Annotated in this window: 24 protein-coding genes; 11 read left to right on the plus strand and 13 right to left on the minus strand. The window is 67.5% G+C overall.

Annotated features, from left to right (window positions below):
• The first annotated feature begins 94 nt into the window (after positions 1-94).
• The 4 genes from E5K04_RS01740 to E5K04_RS01755 all read left to right on the plus strand — a co-directional run bounded on the left by E5K04_RS01740 (position 95) and on the right by E5K04_RS01755 (position 3,702).
• On the plus strand, positions 95-1,036 hold the full coding sequence (locus E5K04_RS01740) for a nucleoside hydrolase (RefSeq protein WP_136551176.1): 942 nt from the start codon (positions 95-97) through the stop codon (positions 1,034-1,036).
• Positions 1,037-1,120: 84 nt separating this feature from the next.
• The gene (pepT, locus tag E5K04_RS01745; protein WP_136551177.1) at positions 1,121-2,356 is read left to right on the plus strand and encodes a tripeptide aminopeptidase PepT; all 1,236 of its coding nucleotides are present in this window, start codon (positions 1,121-1,123) and stop codon (positions 2,354-2,356) included.
• A gap of 37 nt (positions 2,357-2,393) precedes the next feature.
• Positions 2,394-2,981, plus strand: a complete 588-nt coding sequence (locus E5K04_RS01750) for an HD domain-containing protein (protein ID WP_136551178.1) — start codon at positions 2,394-2,396, stop codon at positions 2,979-2,981.
• Positions 2,971-3,702 (plus strand): hypothetical protein, encoded by a 732-nt coding sequence (locus E5K04_RS01755; RefSeq protein WP_136551179.1) that lies wholly within the window; start codon positions 2,971-2,973, stop codon positions 3,700-3,702. The genes E5K04_RS01750 and E5K04_RS01755 overlap by 11 nt, the downstream gene beginning before the upstream one ends.
• Positions 3,703-3,711: 9 nt before the next feature.
• Here E5K04_RS01755 and E5K04_RS01760 read toward each other — a convergent pair whose 3' ends face one another.
• Both E5K04_RS01760 and E5K04_RS01765 read right to left on the minus strand, forming a co-directional pair.
• Positions 3,712-4,278, minus strand: coding sequence for a lysophospholipid acyltransferase family protein (locus E5K04_RS01760; RefSeq protein ID WP_136551180.1), 567 nt, complete (start codon positions 4,276-4,278; stop codon positions 3,712-3,714).
• 256 nt (positions 4,279-4,534) lie between these two features.
• Positions 4,535-4,999 (minus strand): AtaL-like protein, encoded by a 465-nt coding sequence (locus E5K04_RS01765; protein WP_136551181.1) that lies wholly within the window; start codon positions 4,997-4,999, stop codon positions 4,535-4,537.
• A 144-nt stretch (positions 5,000-5,143) separates the two neighbouring features.
• Here E5K04_RS01765 and E5K04_RS01770 point away from each other — a divergent pair, with 144 nt between their 5' ends.
• Genes E5K04_RS01770 through E5K04_RS01785 form a run of 4 tightly spaced genes read left to right on the plus strand, consistent with a single transcriptional unit; the run spans position 5,144 to position 8,998 of the window.
• Positions 5,144-6,022, plus strand: coding sequence for a hypothetical protein (locus E5K04_RS01770; RefSeq protein WP_136551182.1), 879 nt, complete (start codon positions 5,144-5,146; stop codon positions 6,020-6,022).
• A 41-nt stretch (positions 6,023-6,063) separates the two neighbouring features.
• The gene (locus E5K04_RS01775; protein WP_235844212.1) at positions 6,064-7,416 is read left to right on the plus strand and encodes a deoxyguanosinetriphosphate triphosphohydrolase; all 1,353 of its coding nucleotides are present in this window, start codon (positions 6,064-6,066) and stop codon (positions 7,414-7,416) included.
• A gap of 55 nt (positions 7,417-7,471) precedes the next feature.
• Entirely contained in the window at positions 7,472-8,344 is an 873-nt protein-coding gene (locus tag E5K04_RS01780; protein WP_136551183.1) for an AEC family transporter, read from the plus strand.
• Positions 8,345-8,362: 18 nt separating this feature from the next.
• Entirely contained in the window at positions 8,363-8,998 is a 636-nt protein-coding gene (locus E5K04_RS01785; RefSeq protein ID WP_136551184.1) for a histidine phosphatase family protein, read from the plus strand.
• 1 nt (position 8,999) lies between these two features.
• Here the strand turns inward: E5K04_RS01785 and E5K04_RS01790 are convergent, their stop codons facing one another.
• Complete coding sequence (locus tag E5K04_RS01790) at positions 9,000-9,326, minus strand: hypothetical protein (RefSeq protein ID WP_136551185.1); 327 nt, start codon at positions 9,324-9,326, stop codon at positions 9,000-9,002.
• A gap of 366 nt (positions 9,327-9,692) precedes the next feature.
• Here E5K04_RS01790 and E5K04_RS16615 point away from each other — a divergent pair, with 366 nt between their 5' ends.
• Positions 9,693-9,857 (plus strand): hypothetical protein, encoded by a 165-nt coding sequence (locus tag E5K04_RS16615; protein ID WP_168929126.1) that lies wholly within the window; start codon positions 9,693-9,695, stop codon positions 9,855-9,857.
• Positions 9,858-9,996: 139 nt separating this feature from the next.
• Here the strand turns inward: E5K04_RS16615 and E5K04_RS01795 are convergent, their stop codons facing one another.
• Together E5K04_RS01795 and E5K04_RS01800 are read right to left on the minus strand one after the other, a co-directional pair.
• A complete protein-coding gene (locus E5K04_RS01795) occupies positions 9,997-10,356 on the minus strand; it encodes a cupin domain-containing protein (RefSeq protein WP_136551186.1) in 360 nt (119 codons plus the stop codon).
• A gap of 39 nt (positions 10,357-10,395) precedes the next feature.
• Positions 10,396-10,971 (minus strand): cysteine hydrolase family protein, encoded by a 576-nt coding sequence (locus E5K04_RS01800; protein ID WP_136551187.1) that lies wholly within the window; start codon positions 10,969-10,971, stop codon positions 10,396-10,398.
• A 26-nt stretch (positions 10,972-10,997) separates the two neighbouring features.
• Between E5K04_RS01800 and E5K04_RS01805 the strand changes: the two genes are divergently transcribed.
• Positions 10,998-11,486, plus strand: coding sequence for a methyltransferase family protein (locus E5K04_RS01805; RefSeq protein WP_235844213.1), 489 nt, complete (start codon positions 10,998-11,000; stop codon positions 11,484-11,486).
• 310 nt (positions 11,487-11,796) lie between these two features.
• On the opposite strand, the gene E5K04_RS01810 is transcribed toward E5K04_RS01805, so the two are convergent.
• Together E5K04_RS01810 and E5K04_RS01815 are read right to left on the minus strand one after the other, a co-directional pair.
• Complete coding sequence (locus E5K04_RS01810; RefSeq protein WP_136551188.1) at positions 11,797-12,381, minus strand: hypothetical protein; 585 nt, start codon at positions 12,379-12,381, stop codon at positions 11,797-11,799.
• Positions 12,378-12,986 carry an ADP-ribosyltransferase gene (locus E5K04_RS01815; protein WP_136551189.1) on the minus strand — a complete coding sequence of 203 codons (609 nt, stop codon included), beginning with the start codon at positions 12,984-12,986 and terminating at the stop codon, positions 12,378-12,380. The genes E5K04_RS01810 and E5K04_RS01815 overlap by 4 nt, the downstream gene beginning before the upstream one ends.
• 447 nt (positions 12,987-13,433) lie before the next feature.
• Between E5K04_RS01815 and E5K04_RS01820 the strand changes: the two genes are divergently transcribed.
• On the plus strand, positions 13,434-13,682 hold the full coding sequence (locus E5K04_RS01820) for a hypothetical protein (RefSeq protein WP_136551190.1): 249 nt from the start codon (positions 13,434-13,436) through the stop codon (positions 13,680-13,682).
• A 3-nt stretch (positions 13,683-13,685) separates the two neighbouring features.
• Here the strand turns inward: E5K04_RS01820 and mog are convergent, their stop codons facing one another.
• Genes mog through mobB form a run of 6 tightly spaced genes read right to left on the minus strand, consistent with a single transcriptional unit; the run spans position 13,686 to position 17,304 of the window.
• On the minus strand, positions 13,686-14,267 hold the full coding sequence (gene mog, locus E5K04_RS01825; RefSeq protein WP_136551191.1) for a molybdopterin adenylyltransferase: 582 nt from the start codon (positions 14,265-14,267) through the stop codon (positions 13,686-13,688).
• Positions 14,264-15,466: a molybdopterin molybdotransferase MoeA gene (locus tag E5K04_RS01830; protein WP_136551192.1), complete on the minus strand. Its 1,203-nt coding sequence runs from the start codon at positions 15,464-15,466 to the stop codon at positions 14,264-14,266. The genes mog and E5K04_RS01830 overlap by 4 nt, the downstream gene beginning before the upstream one ends.
• A gap of 9 nt (positions 15,467-15,475) precedes the next feature.
• The gene (gene mobA, locus E5K04_RS01835) at positions 15,476-16,069 is read right to left on the minus strand and encodes a molybdenum cofactor guanylyltransferase MobA (RefSeq protein WP_136551193.1); all 594 of its coding nucleotides are present in this window, start codon (positions 16,067-16,069) and stop codon (positions 15,476-15,478) included.
• Positions 16,066-16,533, minus strand: coding sequence for a molybdenum cofactor biosynthesis protein MoaE (locus tag E5K04_RS01840; RefSeq protein ID WP_136551194.1), 468 nt, complete (start codon positions 16,531-16,533; stop codon positions 16,066-16,068). Before E5K04_RS01840 ends, mobA begins: the two co-directional genes overlap by 4 nt.
• 4 nt (positions 16,534-16,537) lie before the next feature.
• Positions 16,538-16,786: a MoaD/ThiS family protein gene (locus E5K04_RS01845; RefSeq protein ID WP_136551195.1), complete on the minus strand. Its 249-nt coding sequence runs from the start codon at positions 16,784-16,786 to the stop codon at positions 16,538-16,540.
• Positions 16,783-17,304, minus strand: a complete 522-nt coding sequence (gene mobB, locus E5K04_RS01850) for a molybdopterin-guanine dinucleotide biosynthesis protein B (protein WP_136551196.1) — start codon at positions 17,302-17,304, stop codon at positions 16,783-16,785. Before mobB ends, E5K04_RS01845 begins: the two co-directional genes overlap by 4 nt.
• Positions 17,305-17,350: the final 46 nt, after the last annotated feature.

Here is a 17,350-nt window from a genome sequence, read left to right on the forward strand (position 1 = left end):
CGCCTCGAGCGCGTCAAAAAAGGCCGCAAGTGTAGCAGGCACCCGCTCGCCTGACCAATAATGTCTTGTCCACGCACGGGAGAGCCCTCTGCATATGCGCCAGAAAGTCATTTTCGACACCGACCCCGGCCTCGACGACGCTGTCGCCCTGCTCTTCCTGCTCGGCGCAAGCGACCGACTGGACCTGCTGGGCGTCACCTGCGTCGCCGGCAACGTGGGCGTCGGGGCCACCTCGCGCAACGCGCGCATCGTCTGCGAGTGGGCCGGCCGCCCCGACGTGCCGGTGTACGCGGGCGCGGCGGCGCCCTTGTGCGCGAGCGTCGCCACCGCCGAAGAGGTGCACGGCGAGGGCGGCATGGCCGGCGCGCCGATGCACACGCCGGCCATGCCGCTGCAACCTCTGCATGCGGCGCAGTTCATCGTCGACACCGTCCGCGAACAGGCGCCCGGCAGCGTCACCCTGTGCGCGGTCGGCCCGCTGACCAACCTCGCGCTCGCGCTCTCGCTCGCGCCGGACATCGCGCCACGCATCGGCCGCATCGTGGTGATGGGCGGCGCCTATTTCGAGGGCGGCAACATCACGCCGTCGGCCGAATTCAACTTCTACGCCGACCCGCACGCCGCGGCGCGCGTGCTGCACGCCGGGGTGCCCGTCACCGTGCTGCCGCTGGACGCCACCCACAAGGCGTGCACAGCGGCCTCCCGCGTCGCGCGCGTCGCGGCCCTGCCCAACGTTTGCGGCCCGCTCGCCGCGCGGCTGATGACGAGCTTCGAGCGGCACGACGTGCAGAAATACGGGCAGGACGGCGCACCCCTGCACGACCCGTGCGCGGTGGCGTGGCTGCTGGCGCCCGCCCTGTTCGGCGGCCGCGAGGTCAACGTAGAGATCGAGACCGCAAGCGCGCTGACCCGCGGCCACTCATCGGTCGACTGGTGGCACAGCACCGGCCGCGCGCCCAACGCAACGTGGATCACCGAGGTCGACGCCGACGCGATGTTCGCGCTGATGGCCGCGGCGATCGGCCGCCTGCCCTGAGGCGGGCGATTGTCTGACACAGCGCAAAGCCGTACGCACGCCGAGCGTGCATAGTGGACGCACCCGACTGCCAAGGAGTGTGCGATGCCCACCGCCGTCAGCGAGCGTTTCCTGCGTTACGCAGCGATCGACAGCCGAGCCGACCCCGCCTCAACCGCCCAGCCCAGCAGCGCAGGACAGCGCGCACTGGGCGCGCTGCTCGCCGAAGAACTCTCGCGCATCGGCCTGAGTGACGTCGAACACGACGCCACCGGCTGCGTCAGCGCCCGTCTGGCCGCCACCAAAGACGCCACAGACGCGCCCGCCATCGTCTGGATCGCCCACCTCGACACCGACCCTGCGGCAGACGCCTGCGTCACCGGCGCGCACGAGATCCCGGCCTGGCCGGGCCGCGCGGTGAAACTGGGCGACGGTGCCGGGCGCCTGAGCCTGCGCGACACCCCTGCGCTGCGCCTGGCGCGCGGCGACGACTTGATCGCCGGCGACGGCCACGCACGCCTGGGCATCGACGACAAGGCGGGCATCGCCGAGATCGTCAGCGCGTGCGCGCGCCTCGTGCACGCGCCTGCCGCGCCGCACGGCGAGATCTGGGTCGTGCTGTTGCCGGACGCGCACCTGGGGCGCGCCGCGGCGGCCTTCCCGCGCGAGAAGGTCAGCGCGCGCTGGGGGTATACGGTCGACGCGGGGGCGCTTGGCGAACTGTGCGGCGACAGCTTTAACGCGACGCGCGCGTCGCTCACCTTCGAGGGCGACGGCTGCCCGCCGGGTGCGGGTTACGAGCGCCTCGTCAACGCGGCGACGCTGGCCGCGCTGTTTCACGCCGGCATGCCGCGCGACGAGACGCCGGAGGCGACCCAGGGGGCCGAAGGCTATTTCCACCTCGAATCGATGGTGGGCAACACCGAACGCGCCGAACTTCACTACCAGCTTTGCGACTTCGTCGCCGAGGGGCTGGCCTGCCGCGAACGCTTCCTTGCCGAGCGCGCCGCCGCGTTCAACGCGGAACTCGACCGCCCGCGGGTGACGCTGGCCTTTGCCGAGCGCTGCCGCAACCTGGCCGGCATGCAGGAAAACGGGCGGCGCGCGCTCGCGCTCGCCCGCACGGCGATGGCCGACGCCGGGGTCACCCCGCGCCCGGCGCAACTGCGCGACTGCAGCATCGGCGCCCGCATCGGCCTGCCCTGCCCCGGCCTCTTCACCGGCGGCTTCAACGTCGGCAGCCCGCGCGAGTGCGTCAGCGTGCAGGCGATGGAGCGTGCGGTCGACGTGCTGGAGGCGATCGCGTACCGCACCGCGCGCGAAACGGCGCCGGCGCGCTAGAATCCGTGCGTCCAACCATTACACCGTCCCCGTCACCATGCATGAGACCCCCATCGCCCGGCGCATCGCCTTCATCGTCGAGATCGACAAGCTCAAGGGCGTGCTGCGCAAGAACAAGCCGGTCACCCTCGAGCGCTACGAGAACGCCGCCGAACACAGCTGGCAGGTCGCGCTGCTCGCCTTGACGCTGGCCCCGCACGCGCCGGTGGCCCTCGACATCGAACGGGTGATCCGCCTGCTGCTGGTGCACGACATCGGCGAGATCGACAGCGGCGACACCCTGTTCTACGCGGCAAGCGCCGAGGACAAGGCGGAAGAAGCCGAAGGCGCGCGGCGCATCTTCTCCCTGCTGCCGCCGGCGCAGGCAGCGGAGATGTTCGCGCTATGGGAAGAATTCGAGGCCGCGCAAAGCGCCGAGGCGCGTTTCGCGCGGGCGATGGACCGCTTGATGCCCATCCTGCTCAACCTCAACCGCGAGGGGCAGAGCTGGCGCGAGAACGGCGTGCGCGCAGACGACGTGCGCAGCCGCGCGGCAAGCCAGGTCGACGCGGGCTGCCCGGACGCCGGGCGCTGGCTGGCAGACGCGCTCGAAAACGCCGAGGCGCGGGGCTACTTTGCGCGCTAGCGCCCTGCTCGCGGGCGTGCTCGCGCTCGGCCTCGCCGGCTGCGCGTGGGTGCCGGCCAAAAAGACGGTGCCCGAGCACGCGTTCGACGCGCGCGAGCTGATCCAGACACCGACGCAGCGCCTGGCGACGCTGGTGATGGCCGAAAACCTGCAAAGCCTGGATCGGCTGCTCGCCAAGCTCTACCTGCGCAACCCCGCCGCCTGGCGCCAGGGCGGCCACACCAGCGCCGAGGCGGCCAAGTCGGAAGTGATGTTCGCGATCAAGAGCCGCCTGCCGCTCGCGCCGCTGGGCCGGGTGCGCGCGCAGGACGCGATCGCGACCGCGTTCGAGCCGGCCTTCGAGGGCGACCGCGCCGGCACCCTGGTCTACGGGCTGGGCAGCATGCTGATGGACGCATGGGAGGGCGAGCGCACGCCGACGCTCACCGACACCGTCAACGCGCAAAAGCTCGCCAACGCCGCCTACAACATCGAAGTCGCCGCCTGGCTTCTCAACCACCGCGCGGACGCCGCCGGCCGCCCGCTGCTCGTCGCCAACGAGCGCACGGCCGATACGGTCAACCTCAGCTTCGAGCGGGAATTCGGGCAGATGATAGGCCGCACGCTGCTCATGGCCACCGTCAGCGGCGAGCACCTGCGGCGCAGCGCGATCGGCGGCGCGCAGGCGGTGGCGACCTCGACCCTGCTGCTACCCTTGAGCGCGCTGCCGGCGCTGCCCTGAGGCAGGCGCTCAGTCGTACTTGCCGCGGTAGCCGCTATAGAAGTCGCGGATCTTCGGCATGTCCACGTCGATGTCGCCGCAAGGCTCGAACACAGGGCCGAAACCGACGGTACGGCTCGGGAAGTCGATATAGGCAAGCACGATCGGCACCTGGGCGCCGCAGGCGATGCGGTAAAAGCCGGTCTTCCACTCGCGCACCTTGGCGCGCGTCCCCTCGGGCGGTACCACCACCACCAGTTCGTCGGCGCGGCCGTACGCGTCGACGATCTGGCCGACCAGCGAGCCCGCGCGGCCACGGTTGACCGGGATGCCGCCCAGAAAGCGCATCACCGGGCCCATCGGGCCCCAGAACAGCGTGTGCTTGCCCATCCAGTAGATGCGCCCGCCACGGATGAAAGTTGCCGCCAGCGCCAGCGGGAAGTCCCAGTTGGTCGAATGCGGCGCGGCGATCATCACGCAACGCTTGATGGACGGGAACTGCCCCTCGACGCGCCAGCCGGCGAGCTTCAACAGGCGGCTGGACAGCCAGGCCAGCGCGCGGCGGGGCAAGTTGGTATCGAAGATGGTGGTCTGCATGGGGTATGGAGGCGCTCTTGCGGCGTTGCGCGGGCGTGCCGCCCGCGATTTATGGAGCGCGCACTCTAGCGCAAAGCGCCGCCTGCGGCAACGCAGCAAGCGGCGCTTTTGACTTAGAACCTGTTCACGATCTGCTGCGCATCAGCGATACGGTGTTGAAAACGGCTTCGAAATGCTCATGTACCACCTGTACATTCCGCTTTCTCAGCCGTTTTCGCCTTGTCTCGCCCTCGCTCGCGAGATCGTGAACACGCTCTTACAGCTCGCCCGCTTCGACCATCTCGCGGATGCGGCGGATGATCGCCACATCGGTGTCGCGGTACGCCGAGCGCAGGTAGGCGGCGACGTCGACGCCGTCGACCACGCCCTCCGGCAGCGGGGTCAGGTAGGCGAAGCGCACGAACAGGTGGCCCGCCTCGGGCTCCTCGACCGTGATGGTCAGCCGGCCGCCTTCGTCGTCGGGCAGCGGGTGGGTGCGCACGACGATGGTGTCCGGCGCCGCGTGCTCGATGCGTACCCGCACCTCGAAGTTGCCGTAGCCCCAGCTGCGCTCGCTGTAGCCCTCGCCCGCCTCGTGCTCGACGTCGGTTTCCAGCGACTCGACAAAATCGAGCGCGGATAGCGCGCGCCTGAGCAGGCCGCGCCACAGCTCGTCGCGGGTCAGCGCGCGCAAGCCAGGGTTGCCGGGCTGGTTGACGGCGACCAGATGTTCGAATTGCATGGCGTCCTCCTGTCGTTTTTCGGTCGGCGAGTCTACACTGCCGGCCGCGGCAAAGCATCCCCGGCTCGCCAGACCGGCATTTTTTGGCTATATATCTATTTTGATTAAACAAGACCGACAAGCGGAATCTATTGGAGCCATTGCGTGCAAGCACCCTTCCCGGACAAACAAAGCTATCTCGCAGACCCGGCCGTCGCGGCGTTCAGCCAGCGCCTCTCGCGCTGGCTAGGTGGCGAGGCCATCGCCGCCCACCCTTTCCGCCTGCGCGACAAGACGCTGCCTGAGGACGCGCCGCGCGAATTCACCGTCACCCGCCTGGAAGAGTGTTTCAGCCACTACCACTGGAACGGCCTCGATTACGAGGAAAACGCGCGCGCGCGCCACGCGCTGCGCACGGCCTTGTCGTCCGCCCTCGCCGCTGGCGACGCCGACGCGCTGCTCGCGGCGGTCGACGCCGCGCTGCGCTGGAGCACCGGCGGCAAGGGCATCAAGCTCTATTCGCTGAACGCCGAATGGGCCGAAGCCAACCGCAAAGAGTTGCCGCGCCTGCTGGGCGACGCGCTTGCCGTGCTGGAGTCGGACACGCCCGACGTCACCGCATTCAACGAACGCTTGCGCATGAACGTCGGCTTCACCAAGGTGTACGCGCTGGCCAGCGACCGCCTGACCATGTACGACGGCCGGGTCGGCGCCGCGCTCGGCCTGCTCGCCCGCCAGCACTGCTGGCGCGCGCGCATCGACCTGCCCGAGGCGCTGGGCTTCCCGTGGGCACCGGGCGCCTCGTCGCTGAACCGCAACCCGAGCGACGAGCGCTACCACTTCCGCCAGCTCTCCAACCGCGGCGCCTTCCACGCCGAGTGGATGATCCGCGCCAGCTGGCTGATCCGCGACGCGGCCAGCCGCTGCGACGCGGCGTGGCTTGCGCACGCGGACGCCGCCGACCGCGTCGAGGCGGCGCTCTTCATGCTGGGTTACGAGATCCCGACCGACGAGCGCAGGACGCCGGCGTTCCACTACCTGTAAGCCATCGGGCATACTGGGGGCCTACCCAACCAGGAGGCCCCATGCCCGAGGCGACCATGCAGTGGCCGGCGCTGATGTCGACGCGCCGTTTCAAGCTCAAGGAAGGCAGCGTCGTGCCGGCACGCGCGCTGGCCGCCGGCGACAGCGGCGCCGGCCTGCGCACCGACTTTCACGTCGACCACGACCGCCTGGTGTTCTCCAGCGCATTCCGCCGGCTCGGCCGCAAGACGCAGGTCCACCCCCTCGCGCCGAACGACCACACCCATAACCGGCTCACCCACAGCGTCGAGGTCGCCAGCGTCGGGCGCAGCCTGGGCAACCGCGTCGGCGCGATGCTCGCCGCCTCTTCCCGCCTGCCCGCCGGCGTCACCCCGTTCGACATCGGTGCGGTGGTGCAGGTGGCCTGCCTCGCCCACGACATCGGCAACCCGCCGTTCGGCCACACCGGCGAGGACGCGCTGCGCGACTGGTTCCGCGCACCGCGCAACGCCCTCTGGCTGGAACCCTTGAGCGCGGCGCAGCGCGCCGACATCCAGACCTACGAAGGCAACGCGCACGGCCTGCGCACGGTCGCCTCGCTCGAGCTTTACGTCGGCGAAGGCGGCATGCGGCTGACCTCGGCGGCGCTGGGCGCACTGGTCAAATACCCGTGGACGTCCGACACCTACCCCGCGCGCGGCAAGTTCAACGTCTACCGCACCGAGCTTGCCATGTTCGAGGCGGTCGCCAGCGAGCTGGGCCTGCTGCGCCGCGGCGACACCGAATGGGCGCGCCACCCGCTCTCCTACCTGATGGAGGCAGCCGACGACATCTGCTACGCGATCCTCGACCTGGAAGACGCGGTCGAGATCGGCATGCTGGACGTCACCGAATTCGAGGAGGCGCTAGGCCCCCTGGTCGAAGTCGAGAAGGCGTGGCCGATCACCGACCCGCGCCAGCGCTGCTCGGCGCTGCGCGGCTCGGCGGTCGGCAAGTGCGTCGCCGAGGTGGCCGACCGCTGCATGGCCTTCGAGCGCGAACTGCTCGCAGGGCGCTTTCCGGCGCGCGACCTGATCGAAGTGTGCGCGCCGGCGGTGCGCGACACCGTCACCGGCGCCAAGTCGCTGGCAAGCCAGCGCATCTACCGCCACCGCGCCAAGCTGGTCACCGAAATCGCCGCCTACCCGTGCATGGGCGCGCTGCTCGACATCCTGGTCCCCGCCGCGCACGCGCTGACCACCGGCAAGGCGCTCACCACCCGCGAGCAGTTGCACCTCGCGCTGATCGACGGGCGCATCGACGCGAGCGACGGGCCCTACCTTGCCTACATGAAGATCCTCGACTACGTCGGTGCGCTGACCGACAACGCGGCGGCGGCGCTTGCGCGCGAGGTGTCGGGGCTGGGTATACACTGATAGCCAAAGCGGCAAGATGGCGGCATGCTTGCAAGAAACAAACGAGCACACCGCCATGCTGGATCGCATTGTCGCCACCATCCTCCCCGTCATCGTCATCGTCGCCATCGGCTGGTGGTACGGCCGCACCGTCAAACCGGACATGCGCGCGCTCAACCGCCTCAACATGGACGTGTGCGTGCCGCTGTTGGTGTTCTCGGCGCTGGCCGCGCGCGGCTTCGACCTCGCCGCCCAGTGGCGCTTGGTGCCGGCCGCGGCGCTGGTGATCCTAGTCTCGGGCCTCGTCGCGTGGCCGGTGGCGCGCGCCCTCGGCGTGAACGCGCGCACGCTGTTGCCCGCTGCCATGTTCAACAACAGCGGCAATATGGGGCTGCCGCTCGCGCTGTTGGCATTCGGGCCGGAGGGTTTCGCCGGCTTTGTCGTGCTGTTCGTCGTCTCCAACCTGCTGCACTTCACGCTGGGCGCCTACATCTTCAGCCCGCGCACCCGCATCGCGGGGCTCGCGCGCAACCCGATCGTGATCGCGTCAGCACTCGGCGTCGCCGCCAGCCTCACAGGCTTGCACCCGCCCGCGCCCGTGCTGACCGGTCTCAAGATGCTGGGGGACGCGACCATCCCGCTGATGCTGTTCGCGCTGGGCGTGCGCATGGTCAGCGTCGGCCGCGCCGCGCTGGGCACGGGTGTCGTCGGCGCGCTGGTCTGCCCTCTCAGCGGGCTTGTCGGCGCGTACGCCGCGCTGTGGCTGATCGAGCTGCCACCAGCGCAGGCACAGTTGCTGATCCTGTTCGGCGCGCTGCCGCCTGCCGTACTCAACTTCCTGATGGCCGAACACTACCGGCAGGAGCCCGAACGGATGGCGGCGATGGTGCTGGTGGGCAACCTCGCCAGCATCGCCTTCGTGCCGCTAGGGCTTGCGCTCGCCCTGTAAACCCCGCAGCCTTGCGCCATGCACACCGCCACCACCACCGTCTGCCTGGTCCGCCACGGCGAGACCGACTGGAACGTCGAGCGCCGCCTGCAAGGCCACCTCGACATCCCGCTCAACGCCAACGGCCACGCGCAGGCCGCCCGGCTTGCCGCGGCACTGCAGGGCCAACGCTTCGACGCGCTCATCGCGTCGGACTTGACGCGCACGCGGCAGACCGCCGCGCCGCTCTCTGCGGCACTCGGCTTGCCGGTCTGCCTTGACGCGCGCTGGCGCGAGCGCCACTACGGCGCGCTGCAGGGGCTGACGCTGGACGAGGCGCCGTCGCTCGCGCCGGCGCCCTGGCGCGCCTACCGCGAACGCACGCCCGGCCACCCGCTCTGTGGGGGCGAATCGCTTACGGACTTTGCCGGGCGGGTCGCCGCCGCACTCGAGGACGTCGAGCGCCACTACAGCGGGCGCCGCGTGCTGGTGGTGTGCCACGGCGGCGTGCTCGACATCGTGTGGCGCATCGCCAGCGGCGAGCCGCTGGATACGCCGCGCAAGGTGCCCATCCCCAACGCCGCGCTCAATACGCTCAGCCACCGCGCCGGGTGCTGGCATCTCGACACCTGGGCTTCGCTCGAACACCTGGGCGACGCGCTCGACGAGCTCTGACTCAAGATTCGCCGAGGACGGGCGATAAAAATAAAAAGCATCCGAAAGCGAACAACATGAAGATCCAGCCCGCCCCCTGGGCCAGCCTTTCGCCGCGCACCGGCGCACGCGAGGCCGGCTCCGCCCCTGCCGGCAAGACGCCGGCGCCCCTGTCGGCGGCCGCAACGCTGCCCGCCCACCCCCACACCGACACGACGCCCGAGCAGGCGCTCTCCCAGTCGCTCAGCGACGCGCTGCGCGCGATGCGCGAACGCATGGACAAGCCCAAGACGACCGCTCGCAACGCGGCAAACGACATGGCGCAGGGCTGGCAGAAGGCGATGCTCAAGGAAAAGCTCGAGATGCTGCGCAAGATGATGGCGCTCGCCGGCAACGACGCCGGCAGCCGCCGCGCGATCGCACAGCAGCTCGCGCAGGTCGCGCGTGAATTGAAGGCATTGGGCGAGGCGGCAGGCGCAGCGCCCCCGCCGCCAGCCAGGCCGAACCGCGCCTCACAAGCGAAGAGGCCGGCGACAGCACGCAGACGGCAGACGCGTCCGCCGCCACGCAGACACTGCAGGAGGCCCCCGCGCCGGCCGACAGCCAGGCCGCCGCCCAAGGCGGCACGCAGCCCGGCCAGACAGAGGGCGAAGACAGCGAGACATCTGTGGAAGGGACGACGCCCGGCGATCCGGCAAAAGACGCCCTCCGGGGCATGCAGGGCGAAGAGAAGGCCGACCCGGCGCTGCAGGAGATGGTCGCCAAGCTCAAGCAGCTGCTCGCCCAGCTCAAGCAAAGCGCCCGCGGCGACAAGGACGCGGACACCGACAAGGCGATCCGCGAGATCGAACAGGCGATCCGCGAAATCGAGGGCGCCTAGAAGGTGCCCGCGCTCTCGCGGGCGAGGGCGTGACAAGACGAAAACGGCTGGAAAAGCGGAATGTACAGCTTGTACATCAGCATTTCGCAGCCGTTTTTAACGCCGTATCGGCGATGCGCCGCAGCGCGTGAACAGGGGCTCAGGCGGACTTCGCGTCGGCGACCACGAAGTACTTGGACACCGGCTCGAGCACGCGAAACTCGCCGGCAAAGCCCGGCGGGATCACCCCCGCCTCGCCCGCGCCGAACACCTCGGCGCGGCCCGCCTCGTCGGTCAGCACCACCCGCCCGCTGATCACGCAGAAGAATTCCTGGCGGTTGTCGGCGAAGCGGATCTTCCACGCGCCCGCCTCGCACGACCAGATGCCGCAGGCGACGCCCTGCGTCTCGCTGGCCGTCCAGGTCTGGCGGCGTGGCCGCCCCTCCACCAGCCTGTCCTCGCGCGGGTAATCGATGGCGGGTGCGTGGACGGGTTCGACGCGGACGATGGCAGCGCGCATGGGCAAGGCTACGGTGGGTGACGCGCGCATTGTACCTGCTCAGGCCAGCGACGCGAGCGTGCCGCAGCGGATGATGCGGGCGATCGCGGGCAGCGGCAGCAGCGCTGCCGCGTGCTCGGCCTCGCTCGCCGCCGCGCACGCGTCTTCCAGCAGGTACACCGCGTAGTCGCGGTCGTGCGCGTCGCGCACCGTCGACGACACCGCAAGGCTGGTGCTCACCCCGGCGACAATCAGCCGGGTAACGCCACGCGCGCGCAGCACCGCCTCGAGCGCGGTACCGTAAAAGCCACTGACCCTGGGCTTGGCGAGCACCACGTCGCCCGCCTGCACGGCAAGCTCCGGCACAAAGGCGGTGCCGGGCGCGCCGAGCAAGAAGGCGCCGGCGTCGCGCGCGCCGCCGAACAAGGGCGATGCGGCCGGCCACTCGGGGTAGCCCGGCGAGAAACCGACCCTCACCCAGATCACCGGCCAGCCGCGTGCGCGGCAATAAGCGGCAGCCTGGTTGGCGTGGCGGACCACCTCGCGCCGCGCGGCCTCGGCCTTGCAGCGCGCCGGATGGCCGCCCTCACCCATCACGTCGACGATGTAATCGAGGCCGACAAAAGCGGTAGACATTGCTTCCTCCTGCACTTGAAGGCAGCATGGTCGGCCCGACCCGCTATCCGACACGCATGCTGCTCGAGCTGAAACTTCCGCCCCCCGTCCTCGTGGTGATCGCCGGCGCGCTGATGTACGGCGCCGCCGAATGGCTGCCGATGCTTGCCTACACCCTGCCTGGCGCGCACGGCGCCGCACGCGCCATCGCGGTCGTCGCCGTGCTGATCATCGGCGTCGCCGTGCTGGGTTTTCTGCACGCGGGCACCACCATCGACCCGCGCCACCCGAAGAAGGCGAACACGCTGGTGACGAGCGGACTGTACCGTTTTAGCCGCAACCCGATGTATCTGGCCGACTTGCTGCTGCTGGTCGCGTGGGCGCTCAAGCTCGGCAACTGGGCCGCGTGGCTGCCGGTGCCGCTCTTCGTGTGGTGGATGAACCGCTTCCAGATCCGCGTCGAGGAAGCCGCGCTGGCCGCGCGCTTCAAGGACGATTACGCGGCGTACTGCCGCAAGGTGCGGCGCTGGCTGTAGCGGTCTGCCCCGCATCGGCCTCACCGTATGGCACAGCACCGTGAACTGCCCGCCCAGGCAGGCCTCCCAGCCGATCGCGCACGGCGGCAGGCCGGAGATGAGTTCTGGCAACTGACCGCGCCGCACTGCCGGCCGCACGAGTAATGCTTTTCCGTGCATAGATGCCGAAAACCACAACATTGCTCTTGGCAAGATCGATGTCCACCGGCTTTGTTGCACAAATCGCCTGAAGACTAGACAGCTACCCGACAAGACCAGCAAAAGGGAGTTGTGCAATAAAGCCCTTACATACTATCTTCCCTGTCCCGAGCTATTTTTTTTCGGATAAAATCTCTTCGTTTCGTGATATTTTTTCAATTGTTACTATTGATTTTGACCGATGACCAATCCCGATTGGGCGGATTGATTTAGTTCTATTATTTCTGTGTAACTTCAAGGCTCTCGATTTAAGAGGACTAGACCTCTTCCCTGTAACTATTACAACCTCATTTACTTCAAAACCTTCTCCACCACTGAAGTTATTTTTGATGATTACATCCTTGCCGAATCGTCTATTGTGCGCACAGGCAACCACCAGAGATTTATCCGACCTACTCTTCAGAGTAATAACTCCAAGGCATTCACTTCCACTCAATTTTATTTTTAGGTTTTTTTCTGCAGCAGCAATAATTGCAGCAAGTTTTTGAGTGCCATGTTTTAAATTAGGCCTTAGCGTTTTCCGCCCAAATTTTGACTCTTTTTCCTTGGCATATTCTTTTTTTAGAGTCTTGAATTTTTCTTTTAGTTCTTCATTTCTTTTTTTAATCAACTCCAGTTGCTCGCTTGTGATTTTATATTTTTGTTTTATCTGCCCCAGCAGCGCCGCATTTTCGCTATCAAAAATAGACCATTTCATTCCAACACCTCCACAAGATAAACCTCAAACTTGCCATCAGCAGTTTCTTCTATGTCTGAAACAAAAAAAGTTGCATTTCTCTTGTATAGAGTTTCTTTTTCGTCTGGAAAATGACTAGCGTGGCTTATATTCCTTGCCTTACTTTGCTCATCAACTAAATTTTGAATGATGTAATTTATTTTTTTCTCTAGGAAGTCACTCTTTTTATCCATAGATGTGCTCATGAAAAAATTCACCGCAATATAAACCACATCATACTCAGTCGCCTGTTTTCCTTTTTTTATCAGAGAGTCTAATCGACCATCTTCATCTTCCCCTCTATAGCAGTCCTCTGTGTATGGGCGAAGTTTTTCAAGGCCGGAATCAATCTTTTCTATTTGAAAATGTAACCGGCTTCCCATAGAAGCCCCATTAGACGACTGCAGTTCATTATTTATCGCAACATAGGAAAAATCCCTATCTTCAGTCGTGTAACAATAGATCGACCTAATTTCCTCATCGCTTAGATTACGCAAGCACCCGCAAGCTAAATCACCGCGCTTAATTTTATCTACCAACGCTTCATTGCGCGGCAATATATCTTTAAAGAATTCATCTCTAGTCATGGCAATTTTTAAAATTCCGCTCTTCTTGTTTAATCAAGTAAATCTTACAAATATTCAGAAAACAACTACATGATTTTAATCAATTTACGCGGAAGATTTATTATTATCAAATTGCCAGAATACAACATCGCAAACACAATAGTCAAATCAATATAAAAGCAACCACCCAGTAAAAAGAGGAGACTCACCTGCATTTTATTTGCGCAAAAATACGCACCTCAGAATCACTAACCATAATTAGCGAATCGATCACGAACTATTTTCTTCAGCGCGTGGGCTCAATAAAGCTAAGTGAAACTCAATCCAGGCCTGTCTATTCGCAGCCTTTCACTACCAGATGGCTTCGCCTCTACCCTCCACCGTATAACGACGCACCGCTCGCGTCGAGGCGGCTTGCCAGCGCCCGCCGGCTCGCGCACACTCGCGCCTTTTGAGCGGAGCCTGACCATGCTGGTATTGCTCGCCGCGCGTATCGACCGCAGCCGATTGCTGCTGGTCAACGGCCGCCTCGACGGCTACCCGGCTTTCTTCCATATCGACCCGCAGGCGCTGGCTTTGCGCCTGGGCGAGGCGGCGCTCGCCGACCCGGCCGCGGCACTGGCGGCGCACTGGGACACCCTGGGCCCCGTACTGACCCGGCTCGTGCGCCGGCACGGCAACGACTTCACGGTCGACGCCGCCATGCTCGGCGCCTGAGCGTCACTTCTTCTTCGGGCGGAACGCGCGCACCACTTCGGAGCGGGTGCCGAACACCGGCCCGCCGATCAGCTCGACGCAGTATGGCACGGCCGAGAACACGCCGTGCACCCGCACTTCCCCGTCTTCGCCGCGCACGCCCTCCAGCGTCTCGCGGATGGACTTGGGGCGGCCCGGCAGGTTGAGGATCAGGCTCTGGCCGCGGATCACGCCGACCTGGCGCGACAGGATCGCGGTGGGCACGTAGTAGAGCGAGACCTGGCGCATCTGCTCGCCGAAGCCCGGCATTTCCCGGTCGGCGACGGCGAGCGTCGCGTCGGGCGTCACGTCGCGCGGCGCGGGGCCGGTGCCGCCGGTGGTCAGCACCAGCGCGCAGCCCTCCTCGTCGACCAGCCGCTTGAGCGTCGCCTCGATCAGGGGCTGCTCGTCGGGGATCAGCGCCTCGACAAACTCGGTCGGCTCGACAATCGCGGCTGCTAGCCATTCGCGTAGCGAGGGCAGGCCCTCGTCGGTGTACACGCCGCTGCTCGCGCGGTCGCTGACCGACACCAGGCCGATGCGCACGCTCTTGTTCGTTACTTTCACTGGAAGGCTCCGTTGATCAGGTAGGCATTAAGCAAATCGCCCTCGGCGACGGTCGCCGCAGGCGGGATCTCCACGAGCGCGTCGGCCCCGGCGCACGCCGAGAGCATGGCCGAGCCCTGCCCGGCCATGAGGTCCGCCAGCAGCGCGCCATCCTCCACCCGCAACCGCGCGCGCAGGAACTCGCGGCGCGGCTCAAGCTTGCCCTTCACGAACGCGGCGCGTACCGGCAGCGCGCGCGGCGCGGCGGCCGCCTCGCCCGAGAGCGCGCGCAGCGCCGGTGCGACCAGCAGGAAGAAGGTGACGAAGGTCGCCACCGGGTTGCCCGGCAGCATGAACACCCGCGCGCGGCCGGCCTGCCCCCACGCGAAGGGCTTGCCCGGCTTGATCGCGAGCTTCCACGCGGTGAGCGTGCCGATGGCTTCGAGCGCGGCGCGCACATGGTCTTCCTCGCCGACCGACACCCCGCCCGAGGTCAGGATCACGTCGCTTGCTAGCGACGCCTCGGCGAGCGCGGCGCGGGTGTGCGCCGCGTCGTCGGGCAGGATGCCGCCGTCGCGCACCGTGACGTCAAAGCCGGCGAGCCAGGCGATCAGCTGGTAGCGGTTGGCGTCGTAGATCTGCCCCGGCAACAGCTCGGCGCCCGGCTCGGCCAGCTCGTTGCCGCTGGAGAACACCGTCACGGCCAGGCGGGGCCGCACCGGCAGGGCCGCGTAGCCTTGGCTTGCCACCAGCGCGATGGCGGCCGGGGTGAGCCGCGCGCCCTCCGCGAGCAAGACGCCGCCCGCCGCGTATTCCTCGGCGCGGCGGCGGATGTGCTGCCCGGCGCGCGGGGGCTGATCGAGGTGCAGCGCGTCTTCATCCCGCCGCGTGTCTTCCTGCGCGACCACCGCCGTCGCGCCCGCCGGCAGCGGCGCGCCGGTGAAGATGCGTGCGGCCTCGCCCGGCTCTAGGGCAACGCCCGCCGCGTTGTCGCCCGCAGCGACGCGCGCGGTCACGCAAAACGCCGTGCGCGTCGCGTCCGGGTCGCACAGCGCGTAGCCGTCCATCGCGCTGTTGTCGAACGACGGGGTGTCGACACGCGCCGGCAGCGCGCGCGAGAGCGTGCGGTTGGCGGCGGCCGACAAGGGCAGCGTCTCGTCGGCGGCGGGGGGCGTCAGGCCAGCGAGCAGCGTCGCAAGCGCGTCATGGTAGTCGAGCATGTCTGTCCTTCAGGGTTTGGCGGCGTCAAGCCGCGCGGCGAGCGCGGCGAGCGACGCCGCGTCGTTGGCGTTGGCGAACGCCGTGTCGTCGTCGAACGGCACGCCGGCCGCGTGCACGGCGGCGAGCCAGTGGCGGATCGCGCGGCCGCCGCGCGCAAGGTAGTCAGGCAAGGCGGCCAGTGCGCCCGCGCGCGCAAGCAGCATCGCGTAGTGGGGGCCGGCAGGCGCCTGCGCATAGGCGGCGCCGGCAGCCGGTTGTGCGGCGAGGCCCGCCGAGAGCCGCGCCACAAGATCATCGGGCAGCCGCGGCGTGTCGCAAGGCACCACCGCGAGCAGCGCACCCTCCGGCAGCCTCTGAGCACAACTTGCGATGCCGGCGAGCGGCCCCATCCCGGCGTAGGCGGCAAGGTCGGGCACCACCTCGCCCAGCGTGCGGTACAGCGCCACGCCGCGGTTGGCGCTCACCCACAGGGCATCGACCTGCGGCGCGAAGCGGCGCGCGACATGGCAGGCGAGCGGCTCGCCTGCGAGCAGGCACGCACCCTTGTCGGCGCCGCCCATGCGCGAGCCCTCGCCGCCGGCGAGGATCAGCCCGGCAATCAAGCGCCCGCCTCCCAGCGGCGGGCGGCGCTGTTGTCGCAGGCCTTGGCGTCGACCCAGCGGCTGCTGCCGTCGACGAATTCCTCGCGCTTCCAGAACGGCGCCTCGGTCTTCAGGTAGTCCATCAGGTATTCGGCGGCGGCAAAGGCGGCGGCGCGGTGGCGGCTGGCGACCATCAAGAGCACGATGCCCTCGCCGACCGCGAGGCGGCCGACCCGGTGCAGCACGCGGCACGCGGTCAGCGGCCAGCGCGTTTCGGCGTCGCGCGCGATGCGCGCGATCTCGTCCTCGGTGACGCCCGGGTAGTGTTCGAGGTGCAGCGCGGCCAGCGGCACAGCGCCATCCTGCCCGCGCACCCGCCCCTGGAAGGTGACCACGGCGCCGGCGTCACCCGCCTCGGCGAGCAGGCGTTCCTCCTCGAAAGCAACCACAAACGGCGCCTCGCGTACGGTGATGTCGAGCCACATCGCGTCAGCCTCCGGTCACCGGCGGCAGGATGCCGACCTCGGCGCCGTCCGGGATGGCCACCACGCCGCGGCGCACCTCGCGGTCGACGACGACGCGAAACACCTTGTCCGGCGCGAGCGCGGCCGCCCAGTCGTCGCCGCGCGCGCGCAGCAAGGCGAGCAGCGCGTCACTGTCGCCGCAGTCCCAGGCGAGCGTCTCGCTGTCGCGGCCGAGCGCCTCGCGCAAAAAGCCGAAGTAAAGAATGCGGATCATGCGGCGGTTTCCTCGTTGTGGCCGCCTTGGCGTGCAAGCCAGGCGGCGATGAATTCAGCAATGGCGGGCACGTCGTTCAGGTCCAGTAGTGGCAGATCGCCCGCGTCGGCGCTGCTTCCCGTGTCGCTCGCCAGCGCGATGACGCGCGCGGCGGCCAGCCGCGGCTTGCCCTGGACAGGGCGCCACACCTCGACCTTGTCGACGTCGGCCCACTTCTGCCCCTCGAGCAGCACCAGGTCGCACGGCGAGAGCAGCGCGAGTTGCGCGGCAAGGTCCAGCGGCGCGGCAAGCTCTGCCGTTAGCGCGTAGCGCGTATCCCCCAGCAGCAGCACCTGGTTGGCGCCTGCCTTGCGGTGCCTGTCGCTGTCCTTGCCCGGCGTGTCGACTTCCAGCGCGTGGTGGCTGTGCTTGATGACCGACACCGTCAGGCCACGCGCGGCCAGGCTCGGCAGCAAGGCCTCGATCAGTGTCGTCTTGCCGCAGCCGGAAAAACCGGCCACCCCCAGCACCTTGGGCATATCCCCTCCACTTTGGCGGCAGGCACGCGCCGGCCACCTATACTTT

Origin of the sequence: Crenobacter intestini (assembly GCF_004919095.1) — a bacterium.
Taxonomy (GTDB): domain Bacteria; phylum Pseudomonadota; class Gammaproteobacteria; order Burkholderiales; family Chromobacteriaceae; genus Craterilacuibacter; species Craterilacuibacter intestini.

Excerpts from the sequence above, each read along its gene's own strand:
- E5K04_RS01740 (WP_136551176.1), top strand. The coding sequence starts at position 95 with ATGCGCCAGAAAGTCATTTTCGACACCGACCCCGGCCTCGACGACGCT.
- pepT (WP_136551177.1), top strand. The coding sequence starts at position 1,121 with ATGCCCACCGCCGTCAGCGAGCGTTTCCTGCGTTACGCAGCGATCGAC.
- E5K04_RS01750 (WP_136551178.1), top strand. The coding sequence starts at position 2,394 with ATGCATGAGACCCCCATCGCCCGGCGCATCGCCTTCATCGTCGAGATC.
- E5K04_RS01760 (WP_136551180.1), bottom strand. The coding sequence starts at position 4,278 with ATGCAGACCACCATCTTCGATACCAACTTGCCCCGCCGCGCGCTGGCC.
- E5K04_RS01765 (WP_136551181.1), bottom strand. The coding sequence starts at position 4,999 with ATGCAATTCGAACATCTGGTCGCCGTCAACCAGCCCGGCAACCCTGGC.
- E5K04_RS01775 (WP_235844212.1), top strand. The coding sequence starts at position 6,064 with ATGCCCGAGGCGACCATGCAGTGGCCGGCGCTGATGTCGACGCGCCGT.
- E5K04_RS01780 (WP_136551183.1), top strand. The coding sequence starts at position 7,472 with ATGCTGGATCGCATTGTCGCCACCATCCTCCCCGTCATCGTCATCGTC.
- E5K04_RS01785 (WP_136551184.1), top strand. The coding sequence starts at position 8,363 with ATGCACACCGCCACCACCACCGTCTGCCTGGTCCGCCACGGCGAGACC.
- E5K04_RS16615 (WP_168929126.1), top strand. The coding sequence starts at position 9,693 with ATGCAGGGCGAAGAGAAGGCCGACCCGGCGCTGCAGGAGATGGTCGCC.
- E5K04_RS01795 (WP_136551186.1), bottom strand. The coding sequence starts at position 10,356 with ATGCGCGCTGCCATCGTCCGCGTCGAACCCGTCCACGCACCCGCCATC.
- E5K04_RS01800 (WP_136551187.1), bottom strand. The coding sequence starts at position 10,971 with ATGTCTACCGCTTTTGTCGGCCTCGATTACATCGTCGACGTGATGGGT.
- E5K04_RS01805 (WP_235844213.1), top strand. The coding sequence starts at position 10,998 with ATGGTCGGCCCGACCCGCTATCCGACACGCATGCTGCTCGAGCTGAAA.
- E5K04_RS01810 (WP_136551188.1), bottom strand. The coding sequence starts at position 12,381 with ATGAAATGGTCTATTTTTGATAGCGAAAATGCGGCGCTGCTGGGGCAG.
- E5K04_RS01815 (WP_136551189.1), bottom strand. The coding sequence starts at position 12,986 with ATGACTAGAGATGAATTCTTTAAAGATATATTGCCGCGCAATGAAGCG.
- E5K04_RS01820 (WP_136551190.1), top strand. The coding sequence starts at position 13,434 with ATGCTGGTATTGCTCGCCGCGCGTATCGACCGCAGCCGATTGCTGCTG.
- E5K04_RS01830 (WP_136551192.1), bottom strand. The coding sequence starts at position 15,466 with ATGCTCGACTACCATGACGCGCTTGCGACGCTGCTCGCTGGCCTGACG.
- E5K04_RS01840 (WP_136551194.1), bottom strand. The coding sequence starts at position 16,533 with ATGTGGCTCGACATCACCGTACGCGAGGCGCCGTTTGTGGTTGCTTTC.
- E5K04_RS01845 (WP_136551195.1), bottom strand. The coding sequence starts at position 16,786 with ATGATCCGCATTCTTTACTTCGGCTTTTTGCGCGAGGCGCTCGGCCGC.
- mobB (WP_136551196.1), bottom strand. The coding sequence starts at position 17,304 with ATGCCCAAGGTGCTGGGGGTGGCCGGTTTTTCCGGCTGCGGCAAGACG.